Here is a 24,690-nt window from a genome sequence, read left to right as displayed (position 1 = left end):
AATTGCTGCGAAATTGCGGGCTGGCTGAGAGGTGAGTCAGTAGCGCCGGGGCGGCTGTGGCCGCGGTTCCCCGGGAAAGGGCTGGAGGCGCCGCAATCCGGGTGAATGTGGCAAAGTGACGACATGGCTGACCGGGGAGCGAAGCGCCCCACCGTGTCGGTGCCGGACGACTGGCCCGCCCACCCGGACCTGACCCTGGCCCTCAACGGCATGGGCGGCTTCGACTGGGACCTCGACAGCGGGCTGATGCACATGGACCCGCCCGCCCTCGAGGTGTTCGACATGCTCCCGGCGGAGTACGACGACCGCCCGGCCACCCTCAACCGACGGGTCCCGGCCCATGAGGCGGCCCGTCTGGACGCCCTGGTCGCCCGCGCACTCAAGGACGGCAGCGACTCCTACGGCGCGTACTTCCGGGTGCGGCTGCGCGACGGCGAGCTGCGCTGGACCCACAGCCAGGGCAGCATCCGCCGGGACAGCACCGGCCGGCCCCGCCGGATCATCGGGGTGGTCCGCGACGCCAGCCATGAGTACACCCACGCGGCGGAGCGGCTCGCGGGCGACGAGGAGCGCCGGCGGCACACCAGCGTCGTCGAGCGCACCACCGCGGCCCTGGCACACGCCAGGACGGTCGGCGAAGTGATCGCGGTGCTCGCCGACGAGCAGGGGCTGAGCCGGCTGGGTGCGGAGAACGTGATCCTGGGACTCGTGGAGGCCGGACGCATCCGGCTGATCTCCGAGGGCAAGGCGGGCAGCTTCGTCCCCGACCTCGAATACACACGGGTGGGGGACGAATTCCCGATGAGTGAGGTCGTCCGCACCCTCACCCCGCGCTATGTGGGCAGCCGCGCGGAGTTCCGGCACGAGTACCCCCGGCTGTGGCCGGCCATCGAGCCGCTGAACGTCAACTCCGCGGCCTATCTGCCGCTGATCGCGCAGGGCCGCCCGATCGGTGTGATCGGCCTGTTCTTCGAGCGGGAGAGCGACTTCCGGGACCAGGAGCGCAACGTCCTGCTGGCGCTCGGCAGCAGCATCGCGCAGAGCCTGGCCCGCGCCATGCTCTACGACCAGGAGCACGATCTCGCCGCCGGCCTCCAGAAGGCCATGCTGCCGCGCCGGATCCCCGGCATCCCCGGTGCCCAGATCGCCGTCCGCTACCGCTCCGCCCGCATGGGCCGGGCCATCGGCGGCGACTGGTACGACGTGATCCCGCTGCCCGACGGCCGGGTCGCCGCCGTCATCGGCGATGTCCAGGGGCATGACACCCAGGCCGCGGCGCTGATGGGCCAGCTGCGGATCGTGCTGCGCGCCTACGCCGCCGAAGGGCATGCCCCCGCCACGGTCATGGGCCGCGCCTCCGCCTTCCTCAACGAGCTGGACACCGACCGCTTCGCCACCTGCACCTATGTCGACGCCGACCTGAGCACCGGCTCGGCCAGGATCGTCCGGGCCGGCCATATCGACCCGCTGCTGCGGCACGCCGAGGGCATCTGCCGCAGGCTGCCGGTGGCCGGTGGGCTGCCGCTCGGGATCTCCTCCGAATTCCGGCGGCTCGACTATCCCGTCACCACCGTGCAGCTCGCACCCGGTGACACCCTGGTGCTGTGCACCGACGGCATCGTCGAACAGCCCGGCACCGACCTCGACATCGGGATGCGCGAGCTGGCCCGCGAGGTCCGCGACGGCCCTCAGGACGTCCAGCAACTCGCCGACCGTCTCTGCGAATCGGCGGGCGACCGGACGAGTGAGGACGACATGGCGCTGTTGTTGCTGCGCCGGCTGGGCGCTCCGGAGCATGACATCGTCGGACGGTTCCGCCAGCACATCGCGCCCGCCGACCCCGAAGGCCTCTCCGCCGCCCGGCACATGATCCGGGCCGCGGTACGGGCCTGGGGCGCGGCCGACCGTTCGGAGGAGATCGAGCTGGTCGCCGACGAGCTGATCACCAATGCGCTGCTGCACACCGATGGCGAGGCCGTGGTCAACATCCGGATGCCGCACAGCGTCGGACGGCTGCTGCGGCTGGAGGTCGAGGACCACTCCAGCAGCCTGCCGCGCCGCCGCGAGCCGGGCGAGGCCGGTGTCTCCGGCCGCGGACTGCTGCTCGTCGACCGCCTGGCCGACGTCTGGGGTGTGGAACCGCGCGGCAGCGGAAAGTGCGTATGGTGCGAGTTCAACTGCTCCTGACCGGACGGCGTCGCGGCGCACCGGCAGGGGCGATCAGCGGGCACGGGTGCCGAGGTTTCGGCACGGTCGAGTGAGGACGGCTGTATGGGAACGCGGGCTGCGGAACAGCGCGAGGAGGCCCGCCAGTTGACGGCGCGGCTGGACACGGAAGGTGTCCGGAACGTGGCGCTGACCTGGGTGGACAACGCGGGCATCACCCGCGTCAAGACCGTTCCGGTGCACCGGCTCACGGCTGTCGCGGCGCGCGGCGTCGGGATGTCGCCCGTCTTCGACGTCTTCACCTCCGACGACACCATCACCGAATCCGAGCATGTCGGCGGCCCCGACGGGGATCTGCGGCTCTTCCCCGACCTGGACCGCGTCACCGTACTCGCCGCACAGCCCGGCTGGGCCTGGGCGCCGGTGGACCGCCACGATCAGCTCGGCCGGCCGTACCCCGGCTGTCAGCGGCAGTTCGCCCGGCGGATGGTGGAGCGGGCCGCTGAGGCCGGTCTGCAGCTGCGGATGGGCTTCGAAACCGAATGGGTGGTCACCCGCGCCCCGGCCGGGCACCAGGCCGCCACCGACCCGGACGAGCCGCTCGACTACCCCTGCGCGGGGCCCGCGTACGGCATGACCAGGGTCGTCGAACTCTCCGACTACCTCCGCGATGTCACCGAGGCGCTGGTCGTCCAGGGCGTCGACGTCCTCCAGCTCCACCCCGAGTACGCCCCGGGCCAGTTCGAGGTCACCACCGCCCCGGCCGACCCCGTCCGTGCCGCCGACGACGTGGTGCTGGTCCGCGAGACCGTCCGCGCCGTCTCCGCCCGGCACGGACTGCGCGCCTCCTTCGCCCCGTCGTTCGTCGCCGGGCAGGTCGGCAACGGCTGCCACCTCCACCTCGGCCTGTACCGCGACGGCGTCAGCCTGCACCGCGATGCGGACGCCTCCTGGGGCCTGGCACCGGACGCGGCGGCCTTCCTCGGCGGCGTCCTGACCGCGCTGCCCGCACTGCTCGCCATCGGCTGTCCCTCACCCGCCAGCTATCTGCGGCTCCAGCCGTCCCACTGGGCCGGTGTCTACCAGTGCTGGGGCGTGGAGAACCGGGAGGCGGCGCTGCGCCTGATCACCGGCGCCCCCGACGACCCGGACGGCGGCCATGCCGAGGTCAAGACCTTCGACGCCGCCGCCAATCCGTATCTCGCGGTCGGCGCGGTCCTCGCCGCGGGACTGCACGGCATCGAGTCCGCGGCGCAGCTGCCGGCCCCGCACTCCGGCGACCCGGGCACCCTCGGCGTCCGCGAGCGCGCCCGGCGCGGCATCGTACGGCTGCCCGCGACCCTCACCGAGGCGGCCGACCGGCTGGAGAAGTCCGCCCCGCTGTACGAGGCGATGGGCGAGGTGCTGCACGGCGCGGTGCTCGCGGTCCGGCGCGCCGAGGAGGCGCAGTTCGCCGACAGCGAGGCCGACGAGATCGCCGCAGCCACCCGCTGGCGCTGGTGAGGACGGCCTCCGGCGGGCGTCCTCCCGGACCTTCCCGGGGCGCCGGGGAGCCGGGAAGGCGGCCGAGCCCGTCGGCCGGCGCCCTCCGTGCGTAAGGGGTGGGGAGCGGCGGTGTCTCTTCCCGCCCCGGCGCCCGCGGCACCCCTGTCACGTGCTTTACTGCCGCGTGCCCCCTGCAACGACCGCCGAAAAGGGCGAAATACCCCTGCGCTCCCGGATGTTCGCCGATCTGACCCCGCTGCGCACTTCCCCCGACTACCGCCGTCTCTGGTGTGGCAACACCATCTCCTGGATGGGCCAGCAGATGACCGCGCTGGCGGTCTCCCTCCAGGTCTACGCCATCACCCACTCCACCTTCTCGGTCGGTCTGGTGGGTCTGTGCTCACTCGTCCCGCTGGTCGTCTTCGGACTGTACGGCGGCGCCATCGCCGACACCGTCGACCGCCGCAAGCTCGGCCTCTACAGTGCCCTCGGCGCGACGGCGATGTCGCTGATCCTGGCCGGCGCCGCACTGGCCGGATACGACCGGGTCTGGCTGCTCTACACCGTCGTCGCCTGCCAGGCTGTCTGCTTCGCGATGAACTCACCGGCCCGCAGCTCGATGATCCCGCGGCTGCTGCCCGCCGAGCAGCTGCCGGCCGCCAACGCCCTCAACTCCCTGACCAGCAACATCGGCTGGATGGGCGGGCCGATGCTGGGCGGCGTCATCGTGGGGCTGTGGGGCTATCAGACCGCGTATCTGATCGACGTGGCGGCCTTCGGCGGCTCGCTGTACGCGATGTGGCGGCTGCCGGCCATGCGGCCCGAGCAGGGGGAGGGACCACAGCGCCGCGCCTCCGTACTGGACGGCCTGCGCTTTCTCGCCACCCGGCCGAATCTGCGGATGACGTTCTTCAGCGACCTCGCGGCGATGGTGCTCGCCCAGCCGCGTGCCCTGTTCCCGGCGATCGCGGTGCTCTGGTTCGGCGGGGACGCCAAGACCGTCGGCCTGCTGGTCGCCGCGCCCGCGGTGGGCGCCGTACTGGGCGGCCTGTTCTCCGGCTGGCTCGGCGGCATCCGCCGGCACGGACTGGCCATCCTGATCGCGGTGGCCTCCTGGGGCGCGGCCATGGCCTGCTTCGGGCTGTCCCGGCATCTGTGGCTGGGGCTGTTCTTCCTGGCGGTGGCCGGCTGCGCGGACACCGTCTCGATGGTGTTCCGCAGCACCATGCTCCAGGCCGCGACGCCGGACGCGATGCGCGGCCGGCTCCAGGGCGTCTTCATCGTCGTGGTCGCCGGCGGCCCGCGGCTCGGTGACTTCCTCGCCGGTTCGGCGGCCGATCTGACCTCCCCGGCCGTCGCGGTGACCGGCGGCGGCCTGGCCTGCGTCCTGGTCGTGGCGGCCCTCGGCCTCGGCCGCCGCGCCTTCGCCCGCTATGACGCCCGCGACCCACAGCCGTGAGGCCGGGTACGGGTCCCGGGTCGCGGATTCCCTCGCTGTGACGCACCTCGGCGCGCCCGTCGGACCCGGTACGCGCCTCGGGCGGCCCCGACCGAGCAGATGGCCGGTCCGCGTCCCGCACCCCGCGGCGGCGCTCAGTAGCGGGTGAGCGCGGTCGGCCCGGACGCGGTGCCGATGGCGATGTGCGGACGCGCCGACGGCCGCACCCACGACAGGATCCGCGCCATCGCCCCGGCCGGTACGGACACACAGCCGGCCGTGGCGCCCTTCCCGTGGACATGGAGGAAGATCCCGGCGCCGCGGCCCCGCACCGGACGGTGGTAGTTGAAGCCGGTGACCAGGACCCGGCTGTACTGCGCCGGATAGCCGGCCAGCCGCTCGGACTCACCGGCCGCGCAGTCCCGGGGCAGCGGTTCCGCCCAGCGGTTGTAGGAGGCGGAGGCGTTGTCCTCGCACCACCAGGAGTCCGCGCCGACCCTGCGGTAGGGGATCACGGTGCCCGGCGGGGCCGGCGCGGTCCCGAAGCCGAACGGCAGGTCGTACAGCCCGGTGGGGGTCGTCGATGTCCCTTGCACCCGGCTGCTCCCCTCGGTGAGCCCGCCGGAACCGAAGCGGGCCGGTGCCCAACCCATCTGCCGCCAGCGGCCGTTGTGCCGCTGCCACCACCGCACGGTCCCGGTCGTGGCACCGGTGGTGGCCGCCCGGGCGGTGATGAGCTGGGTGCCGCCGCCGGTGTCGGCCAGGGCGGCGGGGAGGGGGACGTACGGGCGGGCGGGGACGGCGGGCGGTGCCGCCGCCGAGCCGGGGGCGGCCGGTGCACCGAGCGTCACGCCGACCGCGGACAGCAGCGCCACGGCCAGGGCGCCCGCCCGCCTGCCGCGGGCCGCCGCCGGGTGCGTCGCGGTCCTCGTCGCCGTCCCTGTACTCGTCCCCGTCCTCGTCCGCCTGCTCGTTCGCGTCATGGGCATGACCGCACCGTAGAGGCCGACCGATGTGCCCGGCGCCGCCCGATCGGGTCATATACGCGGGGCCCGGAACCCGCGCAACCCGTCCGCGGCAATCCGCCGTGCGCCGGGGCCATGGACGGGCGAAACTCGGGTACGGGGGCTGATGTGCCACTAGCCGTCTCATTCTGGAGGCCCGCAGTGCAGCGGCAACCGCATACGTGCAGTGAGCGCACGCTCGACCGGGATCCGCAGCCCACGCCGGAGCCGGGGGGCCCGCCGCCGAACCCCGTCCCCGACCCGCTCCCCGGCCCGCCGGTCCCGCCCGCGCCACCCGAACCCATACCGCCGGAACCGTCGCCGATACCCCGTCCGCCCGGACCCGATCCCGACCCGGTCCCGGAGCCGTCCCCGGCTCCTTCGCCGCTCTCCTAGGAGCCGCGGGACTCCCGCCCCGTATACCGCGGGTGTCACGTCCCCGCACCACCAAGGAGGTGCTGATCATGGCCATCGCCACGGTCAACCCGGCCACCGGCGAGACCCTGAAGACCTTCGACGCGCTCAACGCGGGCGAGATCGAAGATCATCTGGTCCGGGCCGAGCAGGCCTTCCAGGAGCACCGCACCACGAGCTTCGCCCGCCGCCGGGAACTTCTGCTCGCCGCCGCCGACCTGCTCGACGCCGACCAGGACGGCATCGCCCGCACCATGACCACCGAGATGGGCAAACCGCTGGCCCAGGCGCGCGCGGAGGCCGCGAAGTGCGCCAAGACCATGCGCTGGTACGCCACCCACGCCGAGGAGCTGCTCGCCGACGAGCACCCCGACCCGGCCGACGTCACCGACTCCGGCGCCCGGTACGCCGTGGTGCGCTACCGTCCCCTCGGCACCGTGCTCGCGGTGATGCCCTGGAACTTCCCGCTCTGGCAGGTCGTACGGTTCGCCGCGCCCGCCCTGATGGCCGGCAACACCGGGCTGCTCAAGCACGCCTCGAACGTCCCGCAGACCGCGCTCTACATCGAGGAGCTCTTCCGCCGCGCCGGCTACCCCGAGGGCTGTTTCCAGACCCTGCTGATCGGGTCGGGCGCCGTCGAGGACATCCTGCGCGACCCGCGGATCGCCGCCGCGACCCTGACCGGCAGCGAACCGGCCGGCCGCTCGGTCGCCGCCATCTCCGGCGACGAGGTCAAGAAGACCGTCCTCGAACTCGGCGGCAGCGACCCGTTCCTCGTGCTGCCCTCCGCCGACCTCGACAAGGCCGCCCGCGTCGCGGTCACCGCGCGCGTCCAGAACAACGGTCAGTCCTGCATCGCCGCCAAGCGGTTCATCGTGCACGAGGACGTCCACGACGCCTTCGCCGAGCGGTTCACCGCCCGCATGGCCGCGCTGACGGTCGGCGACCCGATGGACGAGAACACCGATATCGGGCCGCTCTCCAGCGAACAGGGCCGCTCCGACCTGGAGGAGCTCGTCGACGACGCGGTCCACAAGGGCGCCACCGCACTGTGCGGCGGACAGCGCCCGCCGCAGCACCGCGCGGGCTGGTTCTACGAGCCGACGGTGCTGTCCGGCATCACCCCCGAGATGCGCATCCACCACGAGGAGGCCTTCGGTCCGGTCGCCACGCTCTACCGCGTCGCCGACCTGGACGAGGCGCTCCAGGTCGCCAACGACACGCCGTTCGGGCTCAGTTCCAACGCCTGGACCCGGGACCCGGGCGAACAGGAACGCCTCGCCCGCGATCTCCAGGCCGGCGGGGTCTTCTTCAACGGGATGACCGCCTCCCACCCGGGCCTCCCGTTCGGCGGCGCCAAGCGCTCCGGCTACGGACGGGAGCTCTCCGGCCACGGCATCAGGGAGTTCTGCAACATGACGACGCTGTGGTACGGGCCGGAGGACTGAGGACCGAGGACTGAGGGGCGCGGCGCCGTCGTACGGGAATCGGCCCGGCGAACGCGTGCGGCGGTGCGTTTCCGTCCCGGCCCCGAACGGGTACGTACCGGTCAGGCCGAGTCGGTCAACGGCCAGGTTGGCCGGCTCGACCCCTTGGGGGGCCGGGCGCGGGAGGGCACCTCTGGTGCCCGGCCCTCAGCGGCCTCACGAATCACCAATTCCAGTTTCCCGTACGGAACTTCAGTGCGTCAGGTCCGCCGTGTCCGGCACCGCGAACTCGCACCACAGCGCCTTGCCCGCGCCCCGTGGCTCCGCGCCCCATTCGTCGGCGAGGGCCTCGACCAGCATCAGCCCCCGGCCGGAGGTGGCGGTCTCGCCGGGGCTGCGCCGCCGCGGCCAGCGGCTGGAGCGGTCCTCGACCTCCAGCCGGATGCGGGGCGGGGTGCCGGGCAGCAGCTCCATGGAGACCAGGGCCCCGCTCTCGGTGTGCGTCAGCGCGTTGGCGATCAGCTCGGAGGCGGCGACCTCGATGTTGTGCATGACCGCGCCCGCCCGCCACTGGTCCAGGGTGCGGCGCAGCGCCGAGCGGACCTCCGCGGTGCCCGACGGATCGGCCTGGTGGACATGCAGCCGCAGCCGCGGTGTGGTGACGCCCCCGGTACCGGGCAGCCGGTGCAGCAGCAGAAGGGCCATGTCGTCCTCCGAGCCGGGCTCGGCCCACAGGTGGTCCGAGAGGCGGTCGGCGAGCGCCTCCAGGTCCGTGGGCCCGGCGCGGACCGCCGCGGACAGCGCGTCGATGCCCGCGGAGATGTCCCGGCCGGGCTGCTCCACCAGGCCGTCGGTACACAGCAGCAGCGTCGACCCGGGCTCCAGGAACAGCTGGGTCTCCGGGAAGTGGTCGCGCCCGAAGTGCGTGGCCAGGCCCAGCGGCAGCCCGCCGCGGATCTCCGGCCAGTCGATGTGCCGGGAGCTGTTGCAGATCAGCGGGCCGAGATGACCGGCCCGTGCGATGTGCAGCGCCCCGGACTCCAGGTCGGCCTGGATGTAGGTACACGTCGCGAACCGCTCGGTGTCCAGCTCGGCCAGAAAGCGGGAGGCCCGCACCAGCACGGTCTCCGGGGAGTGTCCCTCGCTGGCGTAGGCGCGCAGGGCGATGCGCAGCTGGCCCATCACGGCCGCCGCGTGGGTGTCGTGCCCCTGCACATCGCCCACCACCAGCCCGGTCCGTCCCTGGGGCAGCGCGATCACGTCGTACCAGTCGCCGCCGATGTCCCGGCCGACGCTCGCCGGGTGGTAGCGGACGGTGACCGCACCGCCGGTGAGCGGCGGCAGCCGGCGCGGCAGCATCGTCGCCTGGAGCCCCGTCGCGAACTCCCGCTCCTGATCGAAGAGCGTCGCCCGCTGCACCGACTGCGCCACGACACCGGCCAGCGCCAGCGCCAGATTCCGGGCCTCCGGCGACTGCACCGCCGGCTCGGTGTTGAACAGCCCCAGCGCACCGATGACGGTGTCCTGCGCGACCAGCGGCAGGAAGGCCGCGCTGCCCGCCGGCAGCAGATGGGTATACGGGCGCAGCCGCGGATAGCGGGCGCTCAGCTCACCGCGGCTGCTGAGGAAGACGGGCCGCCGGGAGCGCGCCGCGTCGGCCAGCGGCAGGGGGTCGTCCAGCCGGGAGGTCACCATGTCGTCGGGCACCTCGCCCTCCAGCCCGGCGGTGGCGATGACCTCGAACCGGTCGTTCTCGACCAGCCCCAGCACCAGCCCGTCCGCGCCGAACCGCCGGGCGCCGCCGGCCCCGGTGAGCACCCGGGTCACATCCCGGACGGACAGCGCACGGGCCAGCGCGGCGGTGGTCTGCTGCACCATCACGGTCTGCCGCTGGCGCTCCTGCTGGAGCGAGCGCAGCAGCGCGGAGTCCGCCAGTTCGCTGGTCGCCTCCCGGACGATGCCGATGATCCGGTACGGCTTCCCGTCCGTGTCGTGCAGGATCCGCCCCTGGGAGTGTGTCCAGCGCTGCGTGCCGTCGCGGCACTGGACCCGGAAGTACGCGCCGTACGACGACTGCCCGTCCAGCAGGGCCTGGGAGAGCGCCTCGTCGAGCCGCAGGCCCTCCTCCGGGGGCACCCGCGTGACCAGGGACATCGGGGCGCCGTCGTATTCGTCGGGACGCAGGTCGAAGACGTCCATGGCACCGGCGTCCAGATCCATGAAGCCGCGGTCCAGATCCCAGTCGAAGGTGCCCATCCGGTTGAGCGACATCCGCTCGCGCAGTCCGATGGGCTCACGGTGCGACACCCCGGAGGTGTCCTCCACGACATGGCGCCACTCCCGGTCGGTGCGGGGGTCGTAGTCCTTGTCGGACGGGTCCAGGGGCGGCGGGCCGGTCATGGCGTGCCGCGTCTCGTGACCCGGTCGCACGGGACCCGCGGGCCCGCTCCTCGCGGGCGGCGGCGCCTCGGGACGGCCGCCTGTGACACCGCGCCGAGCACACCTCGTGCCCTCGGTCGCGGGCCGTTGACCGGGGCCGATATCCACCGGAACGCGGCCATGCGAACACCCTAGGCGCGGGCCGGTGGCCCCGCATGTCCGGTGCCGCCGTAGGGCGAACGCAGAAACGTGGGCAAGGACGCCAGGAACGTACAAGAAAGCGGGACGGGGCGGTCGGCAGTCTCGGAGCATGACCACCGAGAACACCCCCGTACGATTCGACACCAAGATCGCCGTGCTGCTGCGCGAGGATCTGGAGCCCTGGCAGCGGCTGAACGTGACCGCGTTCCTGGTCAGCGGGCTCGGCTCACAGCTCCCCGAGGTCATCGGCGAACCGTACGCCGACGCCGACGACACCCCGTATCTGCCCATGTTCCGCCAGCCGGTCCTGATCTTCGAAGGTACGAAGGAGACCCTGACCGCCGCGCACCGCCGCACCCTGTCCCGCGCGCTTCCGCGGTCGGTGTTCACCTCCGACCTCTTCGGCACCGGCAACGACCGGGACAACCGCGCGGCGGTACGGGCGGTGCCGACGGACCTGCTGGATCTGGTGGGCCTCGCCGTGTACGGCCCGCGCAATGCGGTCGACAAGGTCCTCAAGGGCGCCCGTATGCATCCGTGAGCCGGTCAGCGGAGGTCAGTGACAGGACCCCGGACGTCAATGGCCCGGCTCGGGCTCCCAGGACGAGCTGCCGTGGACGGTGTTGACGGATTCGACGGCGCATCCCATGCGGTCGAGGGCGGCGAGGACCGCGCGGCGGGCCCGGTCGCTGTCCGCCGGCGGGAAGGCGACACGAAGCTGGTGCCCGTAGGCCGTCTCATAGGTCAGCCGCCAGCCGGTCTCCGTGGTGACGAAGTGGTCCTGCCGGTCGCCCTCGTACTCATACGCGCCGCGGTCCGCGGTGGGGGCGAGCGCCTCGCGCAGGATTCGCAGCCGTTCGGCGTAGGGGCGGGGCCCTTCGTCGAGCCGGAGGTAGATGTGGTCGAGTGCGACGGCCGCGTCGAACCAGGGGGCGAGGTCCGGCTCGGGCTGCAGCAGTTCCGAGGTGATACGGCCGCTGAACAGCCCGTCGAGAAAGGCGGCCACCCCGCAGTCGAACCGCTCGTAGTCGTGGTCGCGGGACCAGACGACCACCGGCCATGAGCCGGGCGGCCCAACGGTCAGCCAGCACAGCTGTGTTCCGTCGGCCACCCCCCAGGTGAGGAGCCCGCCCGGTTCCGGGAAGAGGGGGTGGGGGTAGTGCTCGGGCCACATTTCCCGCGACGGACCGAAGACCTCCACGAGGTCCGCCGTGAGCCGGACGGGATTGTCCTCGCCGAACGGTGTGCGCAGACACAGCACCCCCCAGAAGTCGCCGCGTCCGTACGCCTCCACCAGCTGCTTGAAGTCGTCCGGCAGTGCAGTGCCCAGCGCCCGCTCCGCGGCGGCCCAGTCGCCGGTTCCGTTCACCGCCTCGGCGGGCGGCGGTATGCGTTCCATGATGCGGGCCGGGTAACCGGGTGAGTTGATCATGGGGACACTTTAGGGCCGGCGCACGGCGGGCAGGCGGGCCGTCCCGGGGGAGTGCGCCCCGGGACGGCCGTGTTCCTCAGGCGGGTGCCCGTCGTCAGGCGTGCGCCCCGGCCGGTGCCGCCACCGGACGCGTCTGGCGGGTCCGGTGGGCCAGGGTCGCCTTCCGGGTCGCCACATCGACGGTGTACGCGTCGATGGTCAGCCGCGCGCCGGACACCTTCAGCACCATGAACCCGTTGTCGGAGAAGTTCTGCCAGGCCGCCGGGTGCCCGAAGTGCGCCTTGCCGTCCTCGGTCTTGGCCGACGCACCGCACACCACCTGCCGGGTGCCGCCCGTACGGGCCGTCGGCTCCAGGATCTGCAGCGTGTGGTCGTGACCGGAAAGGATCAGATCCGCCCGTCCGCAGACCACGTTCTCGTACATGTCCTTGAGGTGGACGCCGCTGGTGTAATTCCCGATCTCGAAACCGTCATAGGAACCGGCGCTGCCGTGCTTGCCGTTGTTGAGGTACGGGTGGTGTCCGATGACCACCTTCCAGCGGGCGCGCGAGGCCCGCAGCGCACCGTCCAGCCAGCTCCGCTGCTCGCGCATGTACGGCCCGTCCCAGCGGTAGTGCGGGTCGAGCTGGGCCACGTACGACGACCAGGGGATGGTGTCGATGGCGAAGAACTCCACCAGCGGGTCGGCGGCGGGCAGCGGCACGCTGTAGTAACGGCTGGGCATGTACCAGCGCCGGGACGTGGCGGCATAGGCGACCTCGCGGTCACCGCGGGACGGGTCACCTCCGCTGCCGGGGATCAGCCCCGAGCAGTCGTGGTTGCCCAGCACCATCAGCCAGGGCATGTCGATGCCGCTGTTCGGCTTCTCGAACTTGTCCTGGAACTCCGAGTCGTCGTCGGACTCCGGCCCGTTCTCGTAGATGTTGTCGCCGAGACCGACCGCGAGACCGATCCCCTCGGACCGGCAGAGGTCCCGGGCGGCGGCGGCCACCGCGTACTGCGCCTCGTCGCCCGTCCCCGCGTCACCGGTGACCAGGATGGCGAACTCGCCCTTCCCATTGGGATGTTCGGGGAACGGGAAGGCTCCCGGGGCCCCGCCGCGGGGCGCGGCGGACGCGGGCGGCTGGCCCGGCGACGGCAGTACCGCGAGCGCCGCGCCGGCCATCGCGCCGCCCAGCAGGGTCCGCCGGTTCACCCACTGCGGAACGCGCCCCGTCGTCCGCACCGACGGCCCCCCGGCCGCCGTCTCCGACCCGGCCCGCAGCCACTCCCGCTCGGTCATGTCCGCCTGCGGCGGGATCAGTTCGTCATCACACATGTCTGGATTTCTCTCACGGTCGCCGGAGGCGATGGTGACGAAAAGATGAAGCGGAGGTGGACGTATGGCGATCGGCGGGCGTGTTGCTACGCGCCGGTAACCAGGCGTATTCCAGGGGGTATCAGGGGGTGAGCGGTCGCCGTGCCGGAGGGCGGCGAGTCGGAATTCGGCGCTCCCGCCGGCGCTCCGGATCGGACGGGCGGCGCGCCGGGAGACCGGTGAAGATGTCCGGTTTGTTGCCGTGCGGAATTCACGGCCGGTTCGCGAGGCGGCGGAGGGTCCGGCCGAGATGGCGGACGTACTGACGCTGGAAGACCGGGACCAGCGGGCCGCCGAGGCGGGTGAGCGTACGGGCGGGCCGGCTGAAGGCGGTCACCGTGAACCACACCGAGCCGTCCGCGCGCAGCTCGGCGACGAACGCCTCCTCCCCGCACTCGGGATGCCCGTGCCGGGCCCCGTAGCCGAACCCGATGCGGTCCTCCTCGGTCACCGACCACACCACGGTGCACGGCGCCCGCAGCCGCAGCGGGCCGAACCCCAGTGAGACCTCGACGTGCACACCCGGCGCGGCCCTGGGGGCGTCGGCGCGGATGCCGGTGCCGGCCGCGCGGTGCATCCGGAAGGTGGTGATCGCCTCGCCCGCCGCGGTCAGCACCGCACGGCCGTGGCCGAGCGGCAGCTCCTCGTGGAGGTGGTGGTAGCCGGGCGGCAGCGGGGTGCGCCGGGTGCCGCCCTCCTCGGGGTAGTTCAGATCGTGCACGGGGTGCTCCTGGAAGGCGGGGGGAGCGGCGGGCGGCCGCGGAGGCGGGCAGGGTGACGGTACGCCGAACGCGGCGGGGCGTTCAACGCCGCCCGGCCGGCGGGGGGCGGGCCCGTGCGGCCCGGCGTCAGCCGCCGTGACCAGGGCCGGGGCGGCCGGCATCCGGAGCGGTCCCGGGGCGGTCCGGCTCCGTGGACGCCGTGGTCTCCGCGGTCGCCGTGGGCTCCGCCGCCCGGCTCCGGTCCGGTGCTCCGTGCCGCCCCGCCCCCGCGGTGAACCGTGCCGCACCCCGCGTCGCCTCGGGCAGCACCGCCTGTCCGTAACGGAACTCCGCGGCCAGCGCCGACTCCTCGTCCCGGCCCCCCTGGTCCAGGAGGGAGGCGCGGTCGCTGCGCAGACACGCCTGCGGGAAGCGGGCGAGCTCCGCCGCCAGCAACTCCGCCTCCGCGCGCGCCGTACCGGGCGGCACCACGCGGTGGACCAGACCGATGTCCAGCGCCTCCGCGGCCGGGACCGGACGCCCGGTCAGCACCAGGTCCATCGCCCGGCTCGCACCGATCAGCCGCGGCAGCCGCACCGTACCGCCGTCGATCAGCGGCACACCCCAGCGCCGGCAGAACACCCCGAACACCGCGTCCTCCTCGGCCACCCGGAGATCGCACCAGAGCGCCAGCTCCAGACCGCCGGCCACCGCGTGCCCCGCGACCGCCGCGATCACCGGTTTGCCGAGCCGCATCCGGGTCGGCCCCATCGGCCCGTCCCCGTCCGGGGTCACGCGGTTGCCCCGCCCGGTGCCGATCGCCTTCAGATCGGCACCCGAGCAGAACGTCCCGCCCTCGCCCCACAGCACCGCCACCCGGGCACCGTCATCGGCGTCGAACTCCCGGAAGGCATCGGCGAGTTGGCGGGCCGTCTCGCCGTCCACGGCATTGCGGGACGCGGGCCGGGACAGCACCACCGTCGTCACCGGCCCGCTCCGCTCCACGCGTACGGACATCAGGACGCGTTCCCGGCCGCGCCCGGCCGGGCCCGCTCCAGGATCGAGGCCAGATCGGCGCCGGGCGGCAGGGTGCCGAAGGCATGGCCCCACTCCCCGTCGAGCCGCGAGGCGCAGAACGCGTCGGCGACCGCCGGGTGGCTGTGCCGCACCAGCAGCGAACCCTGGAGCACCAGCGCCATCCGCTCCGCCAGCGTCCGCGCCCTCAGCTGCGCCTGCTCCGGATCGCCGAGCCCGCCGAGCAGCTTGCGGACCCCGGCCACCGCCGCGTCCAGCCGCCGGTCGGCGCCCGCCGCGGTCTCCACCTCGGCGAAGAACGCGTCCAGCGCGGCCGGTTCCTTGCCCAGCGCGCGCAGCACATCGAGCGCGGCGACATTCCCCGAGCCCTCCCAGATCGACAGCAGCGGCGCCTCCCGGTAGAGCCGCGGCATACCGGAGTCCTCGACATAGCCGTTGCCGCCCAGGCACTCCAGCGCCTCCGCCGCATGGCTGCTGCCGCGCTTGCACACCCAGTACTTGCCGGCCGCCAGCGCCAGCCGGCGCAGCGCCGCCTCCCCGCCGTCACCGGCCTGCGAGCGGTCCACCGCCGCCGCCAGCCGCATCCCCAGCAGGGTCGCCGCCTCCGACTCGACCGCCAGATCGGCGAGCACCGAACGCATCAGCGGCTGGCGGTCCAGCTCCCGCCCGAACGCCTGGCGGTGCGCGGTGTGGTGCAGCGCCTGCCGCAGCCCGGCCCGCATCCCGGCCGCCGAGCCCAGCACACAGTCCAGCCGCGTCATGTTCACCATCTCGACGATGGTCCGCACACCACGGCCCGGCTCGCCGACCGGCCAGGCCACCGCCTCGTCGTACTCGATCTCGGAGGACGCGTTGGAGCGGTTGCCCAGCTTGTCCTTGAGCCGCATCAGCCGCATGCCGTTGAGCGTGCCGTCCGGCAGCACCCGCGGCACCAGGAAGCAGCTCAGCCCCTCCGAGGTCTGTGCCAGTGCCAGGAACACATCGCTCATGGGCGCCGAGGTGAACCACTTGTGGCCGGTGAGGCGGTAGGTGCCGTCGTTGGCAGGTACCGCGCGGGTGGTGTTCGCCCGTACGTCGGAGCCGCCCTGCTTCTCCGTCATCGACATCCCGGCGATCAGGCCCGACTTGGTCAGTGGCGCCCGCAGCCCGAAGTCGTACGTACGGGCGGCGAGCAGCGGCTCGTACTGCGCGGCGAGCTCCGGCGCGGCCCGCAGCGCGGGCACGGCGGCGTAGGTCATCGAGATCGGACAGCCGTGACCGGCCTCGGCCTGCGACCAGACGTAGAACTTCGCGGCGCGCACCAGATGCGCCCCGGAGCGGCCGTCGGTCCAGGGCGCGGCGTGCAGCCCCTGCTCCACCGCGACGGTCATCAGCTGATGCCAGGCCGGATGGAAGTCGACCTCGTCGATGCGGTGCCCGAACCGGTCATGGGTGTGCAGCCGCGGCGGCTGCTCCTCCGCGCGGCGGGCCTGCTCCTGCACCGCCGCGGAACCGGCCAGCGCGCCGAGCTCGGTCACCTCTCGTACGCCCCACTCGGCGCCGTCCCGGCGCAGCGCCTCCAGCAGGGCCGGCTCGTCCGCCGCGCTGAACCCGGTCAGCGGGGGCGCCTGATTCACGACTTCATGGGTGACGGTCATACCTTGACGTTACAGAAACAGAACAGCTGCGGGAAGACTGTAATGACCGGCGAGCCGCCCTCGCTAGAATTCCGGGCACATATGAACGACGACCAGACCCGCACGCCCGACGATGCCGGGGCCATCGGGGCCGCCGGCCTCGTGCTGCGCCCGCTCACCGCCCGCTCCATCGTGCTGAGCACCCTGCTCGGGCACCACCCGCCCCGGCTGCCCGCGCGCGCCCTGGTGCGGGTCGGCGAGCTCTTCGGTATCGCCGAGGGCACCGTCCGGGTCGCGCTCTCCCGGATGGTGGCCGCCGGCGACCTGCGGCAGACCGACGGCTCGTACGCCCTCACCGCCCGGCTGCTGGCGCGCCAGGCCCGGCAGGACGAGAGCCGCTCGGCGCGCACCCGCTCCTGGAGCGGGGACTGGGAGATCGCCGTCGTCACCACCCCGGAACGCCGCCCGGCGGCCGAGCGCACCGCACTGCGCCAGGCCATGGCGACGCTGCGGCTGGCCGAGCTGCGCGAGGGCAACTGGCTGCGCCCCGCCAACCTCGACCGCCCCCGCCCCGCCGTCGTCACCGACCAGTGCAGCTGGTTCACCGCCACCCCGGACGACGACCCGGCCGCACTCGCCGGCCGGCTGTGGGATCTGCCCGGCTGGGCCACCCGGGCCCGCGCCCTGTCGGCCGCTCTCGACCGGCCCGCCACCCACGCCAACCGCTTCACGGTCGCGGCAGCCGCCCTCCGCCATCTCCTCGCCGACCCCCTGCTGCCCGCCGAACTCCTGCCGGAGAGCTGGCCGGGCGGCCAACTCCGCCACGACTACGCCGAGTTCGAAACGGAACTGCGCGAGCTGCTGCGGCAGTATCTGAGCGACACACCGTAGGCGCTCAGTGCCGGTAGGCGGCCATCGCGATCTCGATGAACGAGCGGATCAACGGGTTGGTGTCGCCGTCGTTCCACACCGCGACCACTCGGCTCGGTGCCATGTCGGCCAGCGGAACCGCCACCAGGTTCTCGGGCAGGTCGTGTCCGAGTGGGGCCAAGCCGACCGTGCTGTTCCAGAGCACGGCATGCAGGCATTCCTGGACGACGCGCACCACCGGGCCCTCGCGCGGCCTTCCGCCGTTCCAGTACGACTGCCAGGCCGGGTCGGTTCCCTGGGGGAACTGGAACCAGCGGCGGTCGGCCAGGTCGGCCGGCCTCAGGTGGTCGCGACGGGCCAGCGGATCGTCTGCGCGCAGTACCGCACCGACCGGATCGGTGCGCAGCTCACGCACCGTCAGGGCGGTCTCGTCGAACGGCGCACGGGTCAAGGCGACATCGACCAGTCCGGTGCGCAGCCCGCAGGTCGGGTCGGTCAGGTCGGTGTCGCGGATGCGGATCTCGACGCCGGGGTGGCTGCGGCGGAAGACGGCCGCCAGCCGGCTGATGCCGGGGTCGGTGCCGTCGCCCAGGATGCCGATGGTGAGGGTCGCGGTGCCGGCCGCCGCGGCAACGCGGACGCGGACGCGGTCGGCCTGGTCGAGCAGGGCCCGCGCTTCGTCGAGCAGCACTGCCCCCACCGGGGTGAGCGTGACGCCGGCGGGCGAGCGGGCGAACAGCAGGGCGCCGGCCTCGTTCTCCAACTGCTTGATCGCCCGGCTCAGCGGCGGCTGGCTCATGTGCAGCCGGGCGGCGGCCCGGCCGAAGTGGAGCTCTTCGGCGACCGCCACGAAGTAGCGCAGGGTGCGTAGCTCCACGCTGCAACGATACCCGCAAGGTATCGGCGTGGCGGAACAGGTCTTGGACACCCGCAGGGCTCTGGCGGTGCACTCGGAACATGACCGACGAAGCGAAGACCAGTGAACCGCAGGCCGGCCCCGACGTATCGGTGACCGGCCCCGACGACGGCGAGATGATCGTCATGGGCACCACGCGCATGCGCGTCCTCGAAGACGGCAGCCACACCGGGCACCGCCTGGGGATCGCCGAGTCCGTCCTCGCCCCGCACACCCCCGGACCGCCGCAGCACCGCCACGCCCGGCACGACGAGGGCTTCTACATCATCTCCGGCACGGTGCGGTTCACCGTCGGGGACAAGGACCACGACGCGACCCCGGGCACACTCGTGATGGTCCCACCGGGCGCCCCGCACACCTTCGCCAACCTGACCGACCAACCCGCCGTCATGCTCAGCACGTTCACCCCCGACCTGTATGTGCAGTACTTCCGGGACCTCCAGAGCATGACCGCCGACGGCAGGCCGCCGACACCCCAGGCCACCATCCGCACGATGAGCCGCTACGCCACCGAGCCCGCTACCGACTTCGCCTGAGGCCGGCGGGCCCCGGGCGGGCCTTTACCCGTGGGCGCTGATCACGCCGCCTGCGCTGAGCACGATGGACACGCCGTTGGCGTCGAGCCCGGCGTCGTGCCCCTTCGTCTCCATCGTGGCCAGGACCGCACCGCGGGGTCGAAGTCCCCCCGGGTCAGTTGGTGTCGCTGTTTCCTCGATACGGCACCCACTCTGCTCGGGGCTCCTAGTGCAGGGCTGCCACTCCGCTAACGTCCTGCTCACACGTGTGGGGGGAAGGTCATGACGCCCAGTGGGGCCTGAAGTGCCAGGTCGCGGCGGCCCAGTCGGGACGTGGGGAAGTCGGGCTCGCTACGGGCGTCCCGCCCCCCCCCGCTCAGCTTCCGGGCAGTTTCTCCTGCAGCCAGTCGAAGACGACCTCGCAGTGCTGCTGCGGGGCCATGGGGGAGCAGTGCAGCTGTGCGCCGGTGGCCGCGGTGAGCTTCACATAGTCCTTGGGGGACGTGAGCTTCTCGAACAGCTGGCGCGGCTGCCCGGGGTAGAACTGCTCGAAGTCGTAGTCGAGCACCAGCGTCGGCATCTTGATGCGGCTCACGACGTCCGTGATGTCCAGTGACCTGACCAGGTTGGCCGGGGTCCAGAAGTCGGTGAACATCTTGCCCTGACGGGCCGCGAGCATCGCCGGAATCGAGAAGGGTTCGAAGCGCTTCTTCAGCGTCGCGGCCTCGGGCGGTGACAGTGCGGGAACGACCTCTTTGTTCCAGATCTCGTTGGTCTTCGCCTTGTCCGGGGTGAGGATCTGCCGGATCTCCGGAGGGAAGCCCAGCCAGGGGGAGAGCACACCGGGCATCGCCACCAGGGCGGCGATCCGGTGCTCGAAGGCCGCCGCCCGGGGAGCCAGGTCCCCGGCCATGCTCAGTCCGGTCAGGGCGATCCGGCCGGTGTCCACGTCCTTGCGGGCGGACAGCCAGTCGACGATCGGCGTCACGACCGTCTCCCAGCGCGGGGTGAAGACCACCTGGTCGACGAAGAGCAGATGGCCCTGCCCGGGTCCGTCGTAGACCAGGGCGTTCCAGCCGCGCTGGAGAGCGGCCGCGACGCCGTAGGTCCACATGTCGACGTTCTGTCCGTCGCTGCCGTTGGTGAGGATCACGGTGGGGCGCCGCTCACCGGAGTCGTCCGGGCGGAAGAACCACACCGGCAGTGGGGTCTTCCCGTACGGGATGCGCGCCGTCGCCGGAACCGGGTCGCACCGCTCGCAGAACGCGTCCCAGGAGTCGCGTCCCGCCTGGTACAGCGCCTCCTCGCTGCCGGGGGAGTCGGAGCCGAGGACGAAGAACAGCGCCTGGGCGTAGTACTGCGCGGCCCGCAGGGCGCGGAAACGGGTGGTCTCCTTCCCGGGGGTGCCGTGGGCGGGGGGCTTCTGCAGCTGGTCGCCGAGCTGTTTGAAGGTCGCCGTGTAGGACTGCGCGGAGAGACCGGCCTTGTTCACCGTGTTCACGGCGGTGAGCACTTCGCCCACTTCGGAGGCGCCGTAGCCGGACCCGCCGAGGGCGAAGAGCCCGTTGAAGTTGAATGCGGGGTCCTTGAAGAGCGTCATCACGCCGGGCGTGGGGTCGCTCGCCGAGGCGTAGGCGCGGGCGGTGCGACGCTCGGTGGGCGCCGTCGCGGGCGACGCGCTGCAGCCGGCGGCCAGAAGGGCCCCGGCCCCGCCGACGAGCCCGGTCAACGTGGTGCGGCGGGTGGGACCGGCGGCGCGGTCAGCCGATACGTACGTCATGCGGCCCGAACGTACGAGCCGCGCTCCCCGGCCCCCCTCTGCGACACCCGGCCTTCGCCCGAACGCCACGCCCGGCAGCCCCGGTCGGCACCGCCGGTCAGGAGCCTGCCGGAACCCGCTGCGGCCCCGGAGACCGTCAAGTACGATCAACGGCCCGGACGGCCTGAGTTGGCCCAGTGGAACGCGCGCCGCACCGGCAGAAAAGCGTTGGCGGCGCTCAGGACCGCTCCGCCCCTCCGACCGCCTCTCTTGGAGACACACACCTATGACCACTCCGCCATCCCCTGGCGCGCCCAACGGTCCGGCACCCACGTATCCGGCGGGTCAGCCGGCGGGATATCCGGGAGGACAGCCCGCGGGTTATCCGGGGGGATACCAGGCGGGTCAGCCTGCTGGTTACCCGGCGGGGCCGACTGCGGGGCAGCCTCAGGGCCAGACTGCGGGTTACCCGGCGGGTCAGCCTGTCGGTTACCCGGCGGGGCCGGCCCCGGGTCACCCTCAGGGGCAGCCCGTGGGATACCCGGCGGGCCCGCCCCAGGCCTACGGGCACCCCGGCTACGGCCAGGCGCCCGGATTCCCGGCCGCCCCGGCCCCCGCGCCCGGATGCCGGGGCTGCGGGGCACCGGCCGCCGAGAACTTCTCCGTCCGGGCCCACGAGGGCCTGCTCGTGGTGATGCGCTTCCACAAGCTGGACGGCCCCTTCTGCCGGAGCTGCGGCCGGTCGGTCGTACGGCAGATGACCACCCGGACCCTGTGTCTGGGATGGTGGAGCCCGCTGTCCCTCGTGGCGTTCACACCGTTCACGCTTCTCTGGAACCTGATCGCCCACCTGAAGTTCAGCAAACTGCCGCAGTCCGCGCCCGCGCCGGGCCGGCAGCCGATGGACGAGGGGGTGCCGGTGCTGCGGCGGCCGTTGGCCTATGTGGCGCTGATCCCGCTGGCGTGGGCGATATGGGTCATCACCGGGGCGATCATCTACGGCGGCTGACCAGCGGGGCAGGGTCCGCTGACCACCCGGCGGTCCGCTGATCACCCGGGCCGGCCGGGAGGCCCGTGCGTAGCGCAGAGTGATCAGCGCCTCGTCGGCGAGGCCGCGCAGGAAGTCATGGTGCGGCGCCTCGGCGGGACCGCGACAGTCTGCGCAAACCACGCAGACCGCGCAAAAGGCCCACTCGTCAAAATTACCGATTCAGTGCGACGAATCACCATGAGCCTCCGCCGCCAGGCCCGATATGCCGGACCTCGGCAAGATCCATCCGGGCCTGGCCGGGGCGTTCGAACGGCGGTTTGTATCCTCGGCAGGCAGTACCGAAGCCCCGGGCGCCGTCCCGCGGCGCCACCGGCCTGAGAGGAAACACCATGACCACCGAGCTGAGCGCCGATGCCCTGAGCGGGCTCCTCGAGCGGGCCCGCGCGGACTACCAGGACCTTGCGGGGCGTGGGCTCTCGCTGAATCTCACCCGGGGCAAGCCGGCGCCCGAGCAGCTCGACCTCTCCGAGGAGCTGCTGAGCCTGCCGGCCGGGCGGCACACCGCCGCCGACGGTACGGATGTGCGCAACTACGGCGGCCTGCAGGGCCTGTTGGAGCTCCGGGAGATATTCGCCGGTGTGCTCCAGGTGCCGGTCGGGCAGCTGCTCGCGGCGGGCAACTCCAGCCTTGAGCTGATGCACGACTGTCTGGTGCACGCGCTGCTGAGCGTGCTGCCGGGAGCCGAGTCGCGGTGGGTGGACCAGGAGCGGATCGCGTTCCTGTGCCCGGTTCCGGGCTACGACCGGCACTTCGCGCTCTGTGAGCGGTTCGGCATCGAGATGATCCCGGTGCCGATGACCGCCGAGGGGCCGGACATGGCGGCCGTGGAGCGGCTGGTCGCCGAGGACCCGGCCGTCAAGGGCATCTGGTGCGTGCCGAAGTACAGCAACCCGGACGGTGTCTCCTACAGTGACGCGACCGTGGCGCGACTGGCCTCGATGAGCACCGCCGCGCCCGATTTCCGGATCTTCTGGGACAACGCGTACGCCGCGCACCACCTCACCGACGAGCCCGCCGAGATCGCCGATCTGCTCGCCGCCTGCGCGGACGCCGGGAACCCGGACCGGGCGTTCGTGTTCGGCTCCACCTCGAAGATCACCGCGGCGGGCGCCGGCGTCGCCTTCTTCGGCTCGTCGACCGCGAACGTGGAGTGGCTGCTGGCCAACAACTCCAAGCGGTCGATCGGCCCGGACAAGGTCAACCAGCTGCGGCACGCCATGTTCCTGCGGGACGCCGACGGGGTGCGGGCCCACATGGAGCGCCAGCGCGCCCTGCTCCAGCCGAAGTTCGAGGCGGTCGCCCGCATCCTGGAGGCGGAGCTCGGCGGCACCGGACTCGCCCGGTGGACCGACCCCAAGGGCGGCTACTTCGTCACCCTGGAGGTCCCGGACGGCTGCGCCAAGGAGGTCGTCCGCCGGGCCGCCGAGGCCGGCATCGTGCTGACCCCGGCCGGCGCCACCCACCCGTACGGCGACGACCCGCGCGACGCCACGATACGGATCGCGCCCAGCTACCCGGGACTCGCGGAGCTGGAACAGGCCATCGAGGGCCTCACCGTCTGTGTCCGGCTCGTGGGCTACGAGCAGCAGGCCGGCTGAGCCGCGCCATGCGTCCGGCCGGTGCGGCTCAGTCCGCGCCGGCCGGCCCCTGGGGGCGATACGGCGGGAGCCTTCATGGAGGTGACCGTAGTGGCCCGCCGGGGCGCGTTCAGAGCGGCAGGACGGACACCGGGACCGGTGCCGTGAACGGTGCGCCCGCGGGCTGCAGCGTCCCGGTCCGCGCGTTCACCGAGAACACCGTCACCGACCCCGACTTCTGGTTCGCCGCGAACAGCCACCGCTGATCCGGCGAGAAGGCGATCTGCCGGGGGAAGTCCCCGCCCACCGGCACGGTGTCCAGCAGCCGCAGCCGGGCCCCGCCCGCCTCCACGGCATAGCGGGTCAGGCTGTTGTGGCCGCGATTGGCGAGATAGGCGAAGCGGCCGCCCCGGGTGACCAGGAACTGGGCGGGAAAGCTGGTGCCCGGACCGGTGCCGGTGGACTGCGGTGCGCCGGGCGTCAGCCGTCCGCTGCGGCGGTCGTAGCGGCAGACCACGGCCGTGTTGTCGACCTCGTTCGCGAGGTACGCGAAGCCGCCCGAGGGATGGAAGGTCAGATGCCGGGGACCGGCGCCGGGCCGCAGCGTCGCGGACGAGACCTGGGTGAGCTTTCCGGCCGAGGTGTCGAGGCGGTAGGTGTAGACGGTGTCGTTGCCGAGGTCCACGGCCAGCACATGGCGGCCGTCGGGGGCGGTGAGGATCTGGTGGGCGTGCGGCCCGTCCTGTCCGGGGCCGGGCGGCGGGCTGGAGTGGGTGACCAGATCCGTGCGCTCGCCCAGGGCGCCGGTGGCCGGGTCGACCGGATGCACGGCGACGCTGCCGGAGAGGTAGTTGGCGCTGAGCAGCCAGCGGCCGCCGGGATGCACCGACAGATGACAGGGGCCCGCGCCACCGGTGGACCGGGTGTTGAGCACCGCCGGATGGCCGTCCGGCCGCAGCGCCAGCGCGGTCACCGCGCCCTGCTCCTGCTCGTCGACCGCGTAGAGGGTCCGGCCGGACGGCGCGAGGGCGAGGTAGGACGGATCGGCGACGCCGGTGACCACCCCGCCGGCGGTCAGCTGCCCGGTCCGGGTGTCGTACGTGCCGTATCCGACACCGGTGCCGCCGCCCGGCACCGAGGTGTAGGTCCCCAGGAAGAACGGCCGGATACGGGGCGGATGCGGCTGCCGGCGGCGGGCGGCCCCGTCGGGTTCGTCGTCGCCCAGTGACCGCAGGCCCGTCCCGGCCGCCGCGGCCACCCCCAGCCCCGCGACGGTGCCGAGGAACCGCCGTCGGCGCGCCCCGGTCCGCGTTCCTGTGCCTTCTGCTCCCATGCCACACCTCGGTG

At 72.9% G+C, this 24,690-nt stretch carries 19 protein-coding genes; 9 read left to right on the top strand and 10 right to left on the bottom strand.

Features of this window, described 5'->3' with window-relative positions; genetic code table 11:
* The first annotated feature begins 123 nt into the window (after positions 1 to 123).
* The 3 genes from ACFW5B_RS25420 to ACFW5B_RS25410 all read left to right on the top strand — a co-directional run bounded on the left by ACFW5B_RS25420 (position 124) and on the right by ACFW5B_RS25410 (position 5,110).
* Positions 124 to 2,187, top strand: a complete 2,064-nt coding sequence (locus ACFW5B_RS25420; protein WP_386443873.1) for a SpoIIE family protein phosphatase — start codon at positions 124 to 126, stop codon at positions 2,185 to 2,187.
* Positions 2,188 to 2,271: 84 nt separating this feature from the next.
* Positions 2,272 to 3,669: a glutamine synthetase family protein gene (locus ACFW5B_RS25415; RefSeq protein WP_386443871.1), complete on the top strand. Its 1,398-nt coding sequence runs from the start codon at positions 2,272 to 2,274 to the stop codon at positions 3,667 to 3,669.
* Between the two features lie 217 nt (positions 3,670 to 3,886).
* On the top strand, positions 3,887 to 5,110 hold the full coding sequence (locus ACFW5B_RS25410) for an MFS transporter (RefSeq protein ID WP_386443983.1): 1,224 nt from the start codon (positions 3,887 to 3,889) through the stop codon (positions 5,108 to 5,110).
* Between the two features lie 134 nt (positions 5,111 to 5,244).
* Here the strand turns inward: ACFW5B_RS25410 and ACFW5B_RS25405 are convergent, their stop codons facing one another.
* Positions 5,245 to 5,970: a L,D-transpeptidase gene (locus ACFW5B_RS25405; RefSeq protein WP_386443981.1), complete on the bottom strand. Its 726-nt coding sequence runs from the start codon at positions 5,968 to 5,970 to the stop codon at positions 5,245 to 5,247.
* Positions 5,971 to 6,557: 587 nt separating this feature from the next.
* Between ACFW5B_RS25405 and ACFW5B_RS25400 the strand changes: the two genes are divergently transcribed.
* Positions 6,558 to 7,955 (top strand): NADP-dependent succinic semialdehyde dehydrogenase, encoded by a 1,398-nt coding sequence (locus ACFW5B_RS25400; protein WP_386443978.1) that lies wholly within the window; start codon positions 6,558 to 6,560, stop codon positions 7,953 to 7,955.
* Between the two features lie 231 nt (positions 7,956 to 8,186).
* On the opposite strand, the gene ACFW5B_RS25395 is transcribed toward ACFW5B_RS25400, so the two are convergent.
* Positions 8,187 to 10,334, bottom strand: coding sequence for a SpoIIE family protein phosphatase (locus ACFW5B_RS25395; protein WP_386443869.1), 2,148 nt, complete (start codon positions 10,332 to 10,334; stop codon positions 8,187 to 8,189).
* Between the two features lie 289 nt (positions 10,335 to 10,623).
* Here ACFW5B_RS25395 and ACFW5B_RS25390 point away from each other — a divergent pair, with 289 nt between their 5' ends.
* The gene (locus ACFW5B_RS25390) at positions 10,624 to 11,055 is read left to right on the top strand and encodes a DUF2000 family protein (protein ID WP_386443866.1); all 432 of its coding nucleotides are present in this window, start codon (positions 10,624 to 10,626) and stop codon (positions 11,053 to 11,055) included.
* Positions 11,056 to 11,091: 36 nt separating this feature from the next.
* Here the strand turns inward: ACFW5B_RS25390 and ACFW5B_RS25385 are convergent, their stop codons facing one another.
* The 5 genes from ACFW5B_RS25385 to ACFW5B_RS25365 all read right to left on the bottom strand — a co-directional run bounded on the left by ACFW5B_RS25385 (position 11,092) and on the right by ACFW5B_RS25365 (position 16,676).
* Positions 11,092 to 11,946: an SMI1/KNR4 family protein gene (locus ACFW5B_RS25385; RefSeq protein ID WP_386443864.1), complete on the bottom strand. Its 855-nt coding sequence runs from the start codon at positions 11,944 to 11,946 to the stop codon at positions 11,092 to 11,094.
* Between the two features lie 94 nt (positions 11,947 to 12,040).
* The gene (locus ACFW5B_RS25380; protein WP_386443861.1) at positions 12,041 to 13,264 is read right to left on the bottom strand and encodes a metallophosphoesterase; all 1,224 of its coding nucleotides are present in this window, start codon (positions 13,262 to 13,264) and stop codon (positions 12,041 to 12,043) included.
* Between the two features lie 250 nt (positions 13,265 to 13,514).
* Complete coding sequence (locus ACFW5B_RS25375) at positions 13,515 to 14,024, bottom strand: DUF1990 family protein (RefSeq protein WP_386443858.1); 510 nt, start codon at positions 14,022 to 14,024, stop codon at positions 13,515 to 13,517.
* A gap of 127 nt (positions 14,025 to 14,151) precedes the next feature.
* Positions 14,152 to 15,021, bottom strand: coding sequence for a crotonase/enoyl-CoA hydratase family protein (locus ACFW5B_RS25370; protein ID WP_386443855.1), 870 nt, complete (start codon positions 15,019 to 15,021; stop codon positions 14,152 to 14,154).
* Entirely contained in the window at positions 15,021 to 16,676 is a 1,656-nt protein-coding gene (locus ACFW5B_RS25365; RefSeq protein WP_386443852.1) for an acyl-CoA dehydrogenase family protein, read from the bottom strand. Before ACFW5B_RS25365 ends, ACFW5B_RS25370 begins: the two co-directional genes overlap by 1 nt.
* Positions 16,677 to 16,757: 81 nt before the next feature.
* On the opposite strand from ACFW5B_RS25365, the gene ACFW5B_RS25360 reads away from it, so the two are divergent.
* Complete coding sequence (locus ACFW5B_RS25360; RefSeq protein ID WP_386443849.1) at positions 16,758 to 17,546, top strand: PaaX family transcriptional regulator C-terminal domain-containing protein; 789 nt, start codon at positions 16,758 to 16,760, stop codon at positions 17,544 to 17,546.
* A gap of 4 nt (positions 17,547 to 17,550) precedes the next feature.
* Here ACFW5B_RS25360 and ACFW5B_RS25355 read toward each other — a convergent pair whose 3' ends face one another.
* Positions 17,551 to 18,402: a LysR family transcriptional regulator gene (locus ACFW5B_RS25355; protein WP_386443846.1), complete on the bottom strand. Its 852-nt coding sequence runs from the start codon at positions 18,400 to 18,402 to the stop codon at positions 17,551 to 17,553.
* Positions 18,403 to 18,482: 80 nt separating this feature from the next.
* Between ACFW5B_RS25355 and ACFW5B_RS25350 the strand changes: the two genes are divergently transcribed.
* Complete coding sequence (locus ACFW5B_RS25350) at positions 18,483 to 18,977, top strand: cupin domain-containing protein (RefSeq protein ID WP_386443843.1); 495 nt, start codon at positions 18,483 to 18,485, stop codon at positions 18,975 to 18,977.
* Between the two features lie 355 nt (positions 18,978 to 19,332).
* Here ACFW5B_RS25350 and ACFW5B_RS25345 read toward each other — a convergent pair whose 3' ends face one another.
* On the bottom strand, positions 19,333 to 20,736 hold the full coding sequence (locus ACFW5B_RS25345) for an alpha/beta hydrolase family protein (RefSeq protein ID WP_386443840.1): 1,404 nt from the start codon (positions 20,734 to 20,736) through the stop codon (positions 19,333 to 19,335).
* A 511-nt stretch (positions 20,737 to 21,247) separates the two neighbouring features.
* Here ACFW5B_RS25345 and ACFW5B_RS25340 point away from each other — a divergent pair.
* Positions 21,248 to 21,724, top strand: a complete 477-nt coding sequence (locus ACFW5B_RS25340) for a hypothetical protein (protein ID WP_386443838.1) — start codon at positions 21,248 to 21,250, stop codon at positions 21,722 to 21,724.
* Positions 21,725 to 22,095: 371 nt separating this feature from the next.
* Complete coding sequence (locus ACFW5B_RS25335) at positions 22,096 to 23,364, top strand: aminotransferase class I/II-fold pyridoxal phosphate-dependent enzyme (RefSeq protein WP_386443835.1); 1,269 nt, start codon at positions 22,096 to 22,098, stop codon at positions 23,362 to 23,364.
* Positions 23,365 to 23,473: 109 nt separating this feature from the next.
* On the opposite strand, the gene ACFW5B_RS25330 is transcribed toward ACFW5B_RS25335, so the two are convergent.
* Complete coding sequence (locus tag ACFW5B_RS25330) at positions 23,474 to 24,676, bottom strand: lactonase family protein (RefSeq protein WP_386443832.1); 1,203 nt, start codon at positions 24,674 to 24,676, stop codon at positions 23,474 to 23,476.
* Positions 24,677 to 24,690: the final 14 nt, after the last annotated feature.

The sequence above is a fragment of the Streptomyces sp. NPDC058773 genome (genome assembly GCF_042746015.1).
Lineage (GTDB): Bacteria > Actinomycetota > Actinomycetes > Streptomycetales > Streptomycetaceae > Streptomyces.
Note: the sequence above shows the minus strand (reverse complement) of the source record. Positions and strands in the feature narration are given on the sequence as shown.

Excerpts from the sequence above, each read along its gene's own strand:
- ACFW5B_RS25360 (WP_386443849.1), top strand. The coding sequence starts at position 16,758 with ATGAACGACGACCAGACCCGCACGCCCGACGATGCCGGGGCCATCGGG.
- ACFW5B_RS25420 (WP_386443873.1), top strand. The coding sequence starts at position 124 with ATGGCTGACCGGGGAGCGAAGCGCCCCACCGTGTCGGTGCCGGACGAC.
- ACFW5B_RS25380 (WP_386443861.1), bottom strand. The coding sequence starts at position 13,264 with ATGTGTGATGACGAACTGATCCCGCCGCAGGCGGACATGACCGAGCGG.
- ACFW5B_RS25345 (WP_386443840.1), bottom strand. The coding sequence starts at position 20,736 with ATGACGTACGTATCGGCTGACCGCGCCGCCGGTCCCACCCGCCGCACC.
- ACFW5B_RS25370 (WP_386443855.1), bottom strand. The coding sequence starts at position 15,021 with ATGTCCGTACGCGTGGAGCGGAGCGGGCCGGTGACGACGGTGGTGCTG.
- ACFW5B_RS25395 (WP_386443869.1), bottom strand. The coding sequence starts at position 10,334 with ATGACCGGCCCGCCGCCCCTGGACCCGTCCGACAAGGACTACGACCCC.
- ACFW5B_RS25400 (WP_386443978.1), top strand. The coding sequence starts at position 6,558 with ATGGCCATCGCCACGGTCAACCCGGCCACCGGCGAGACCCTGAAGACC.
- ACFW5B_RS25410 (WP_386443983.1), top strand. The coding sequence starts at position 3,887 with ATGTTCGCCGATCTGACCCCGCTGCGCACTTCCCCCGACTACCGCCGT.
- ACFW5B_RS25330 (WP_386443832.1), bottom strand. The coding sequence starts at position 24,676 with ATGGGAGCAGAAGGCACAGGAACGCGGACCGGGGCGCGCCGACGGCGG.
- ACFW5B_RS25415 (WP_386443871.1), top strand. The coding sequence starts at position 2,272 with ATGGGAACGCGGGCTGCGGAACAGCGCGAGGAGGCCCGCCAGTTGACG.
- ACFW5B_RS25390 (WP_386443866.1), top strand. The coding sequence starts at position 10,624 with ATGACCACCGAGAACACCCCCGTACGATTCGACACCAAGATCGCCGTG.
- ACFW5B_RS25350 (WP_386443843.1), top strand. The coding sequence starts at position 18,483 with ATGACCGACGAAGCGAAGACCAGTGAACCGCAGGCCGGCCCCGACGTA.
- ACFW5B_RS25335 (WP_386443835.1), top strand. The coding sequence starts at position 22,096 with ATGACCACCGAGCTGAGCGCCGATGCCCTGAGCGGGCTCCTCGAGCGG.
- ACFW5B_RS25365 (WP_386443852.1), bottom strand. The coding sequence starts at position 16,676 with ATGACCGTCACCCATGAAGTCGTGAATCAGGCGCCCCCGCTGACCGGG.
- ACFW5B_RS25385 (WP_386443864.1), bottom strand. The coding sequence starts at position 11,946 with ATGATCAACTCACCCGGTTACCCGGCCCGCATCATGGAACGCATACCG.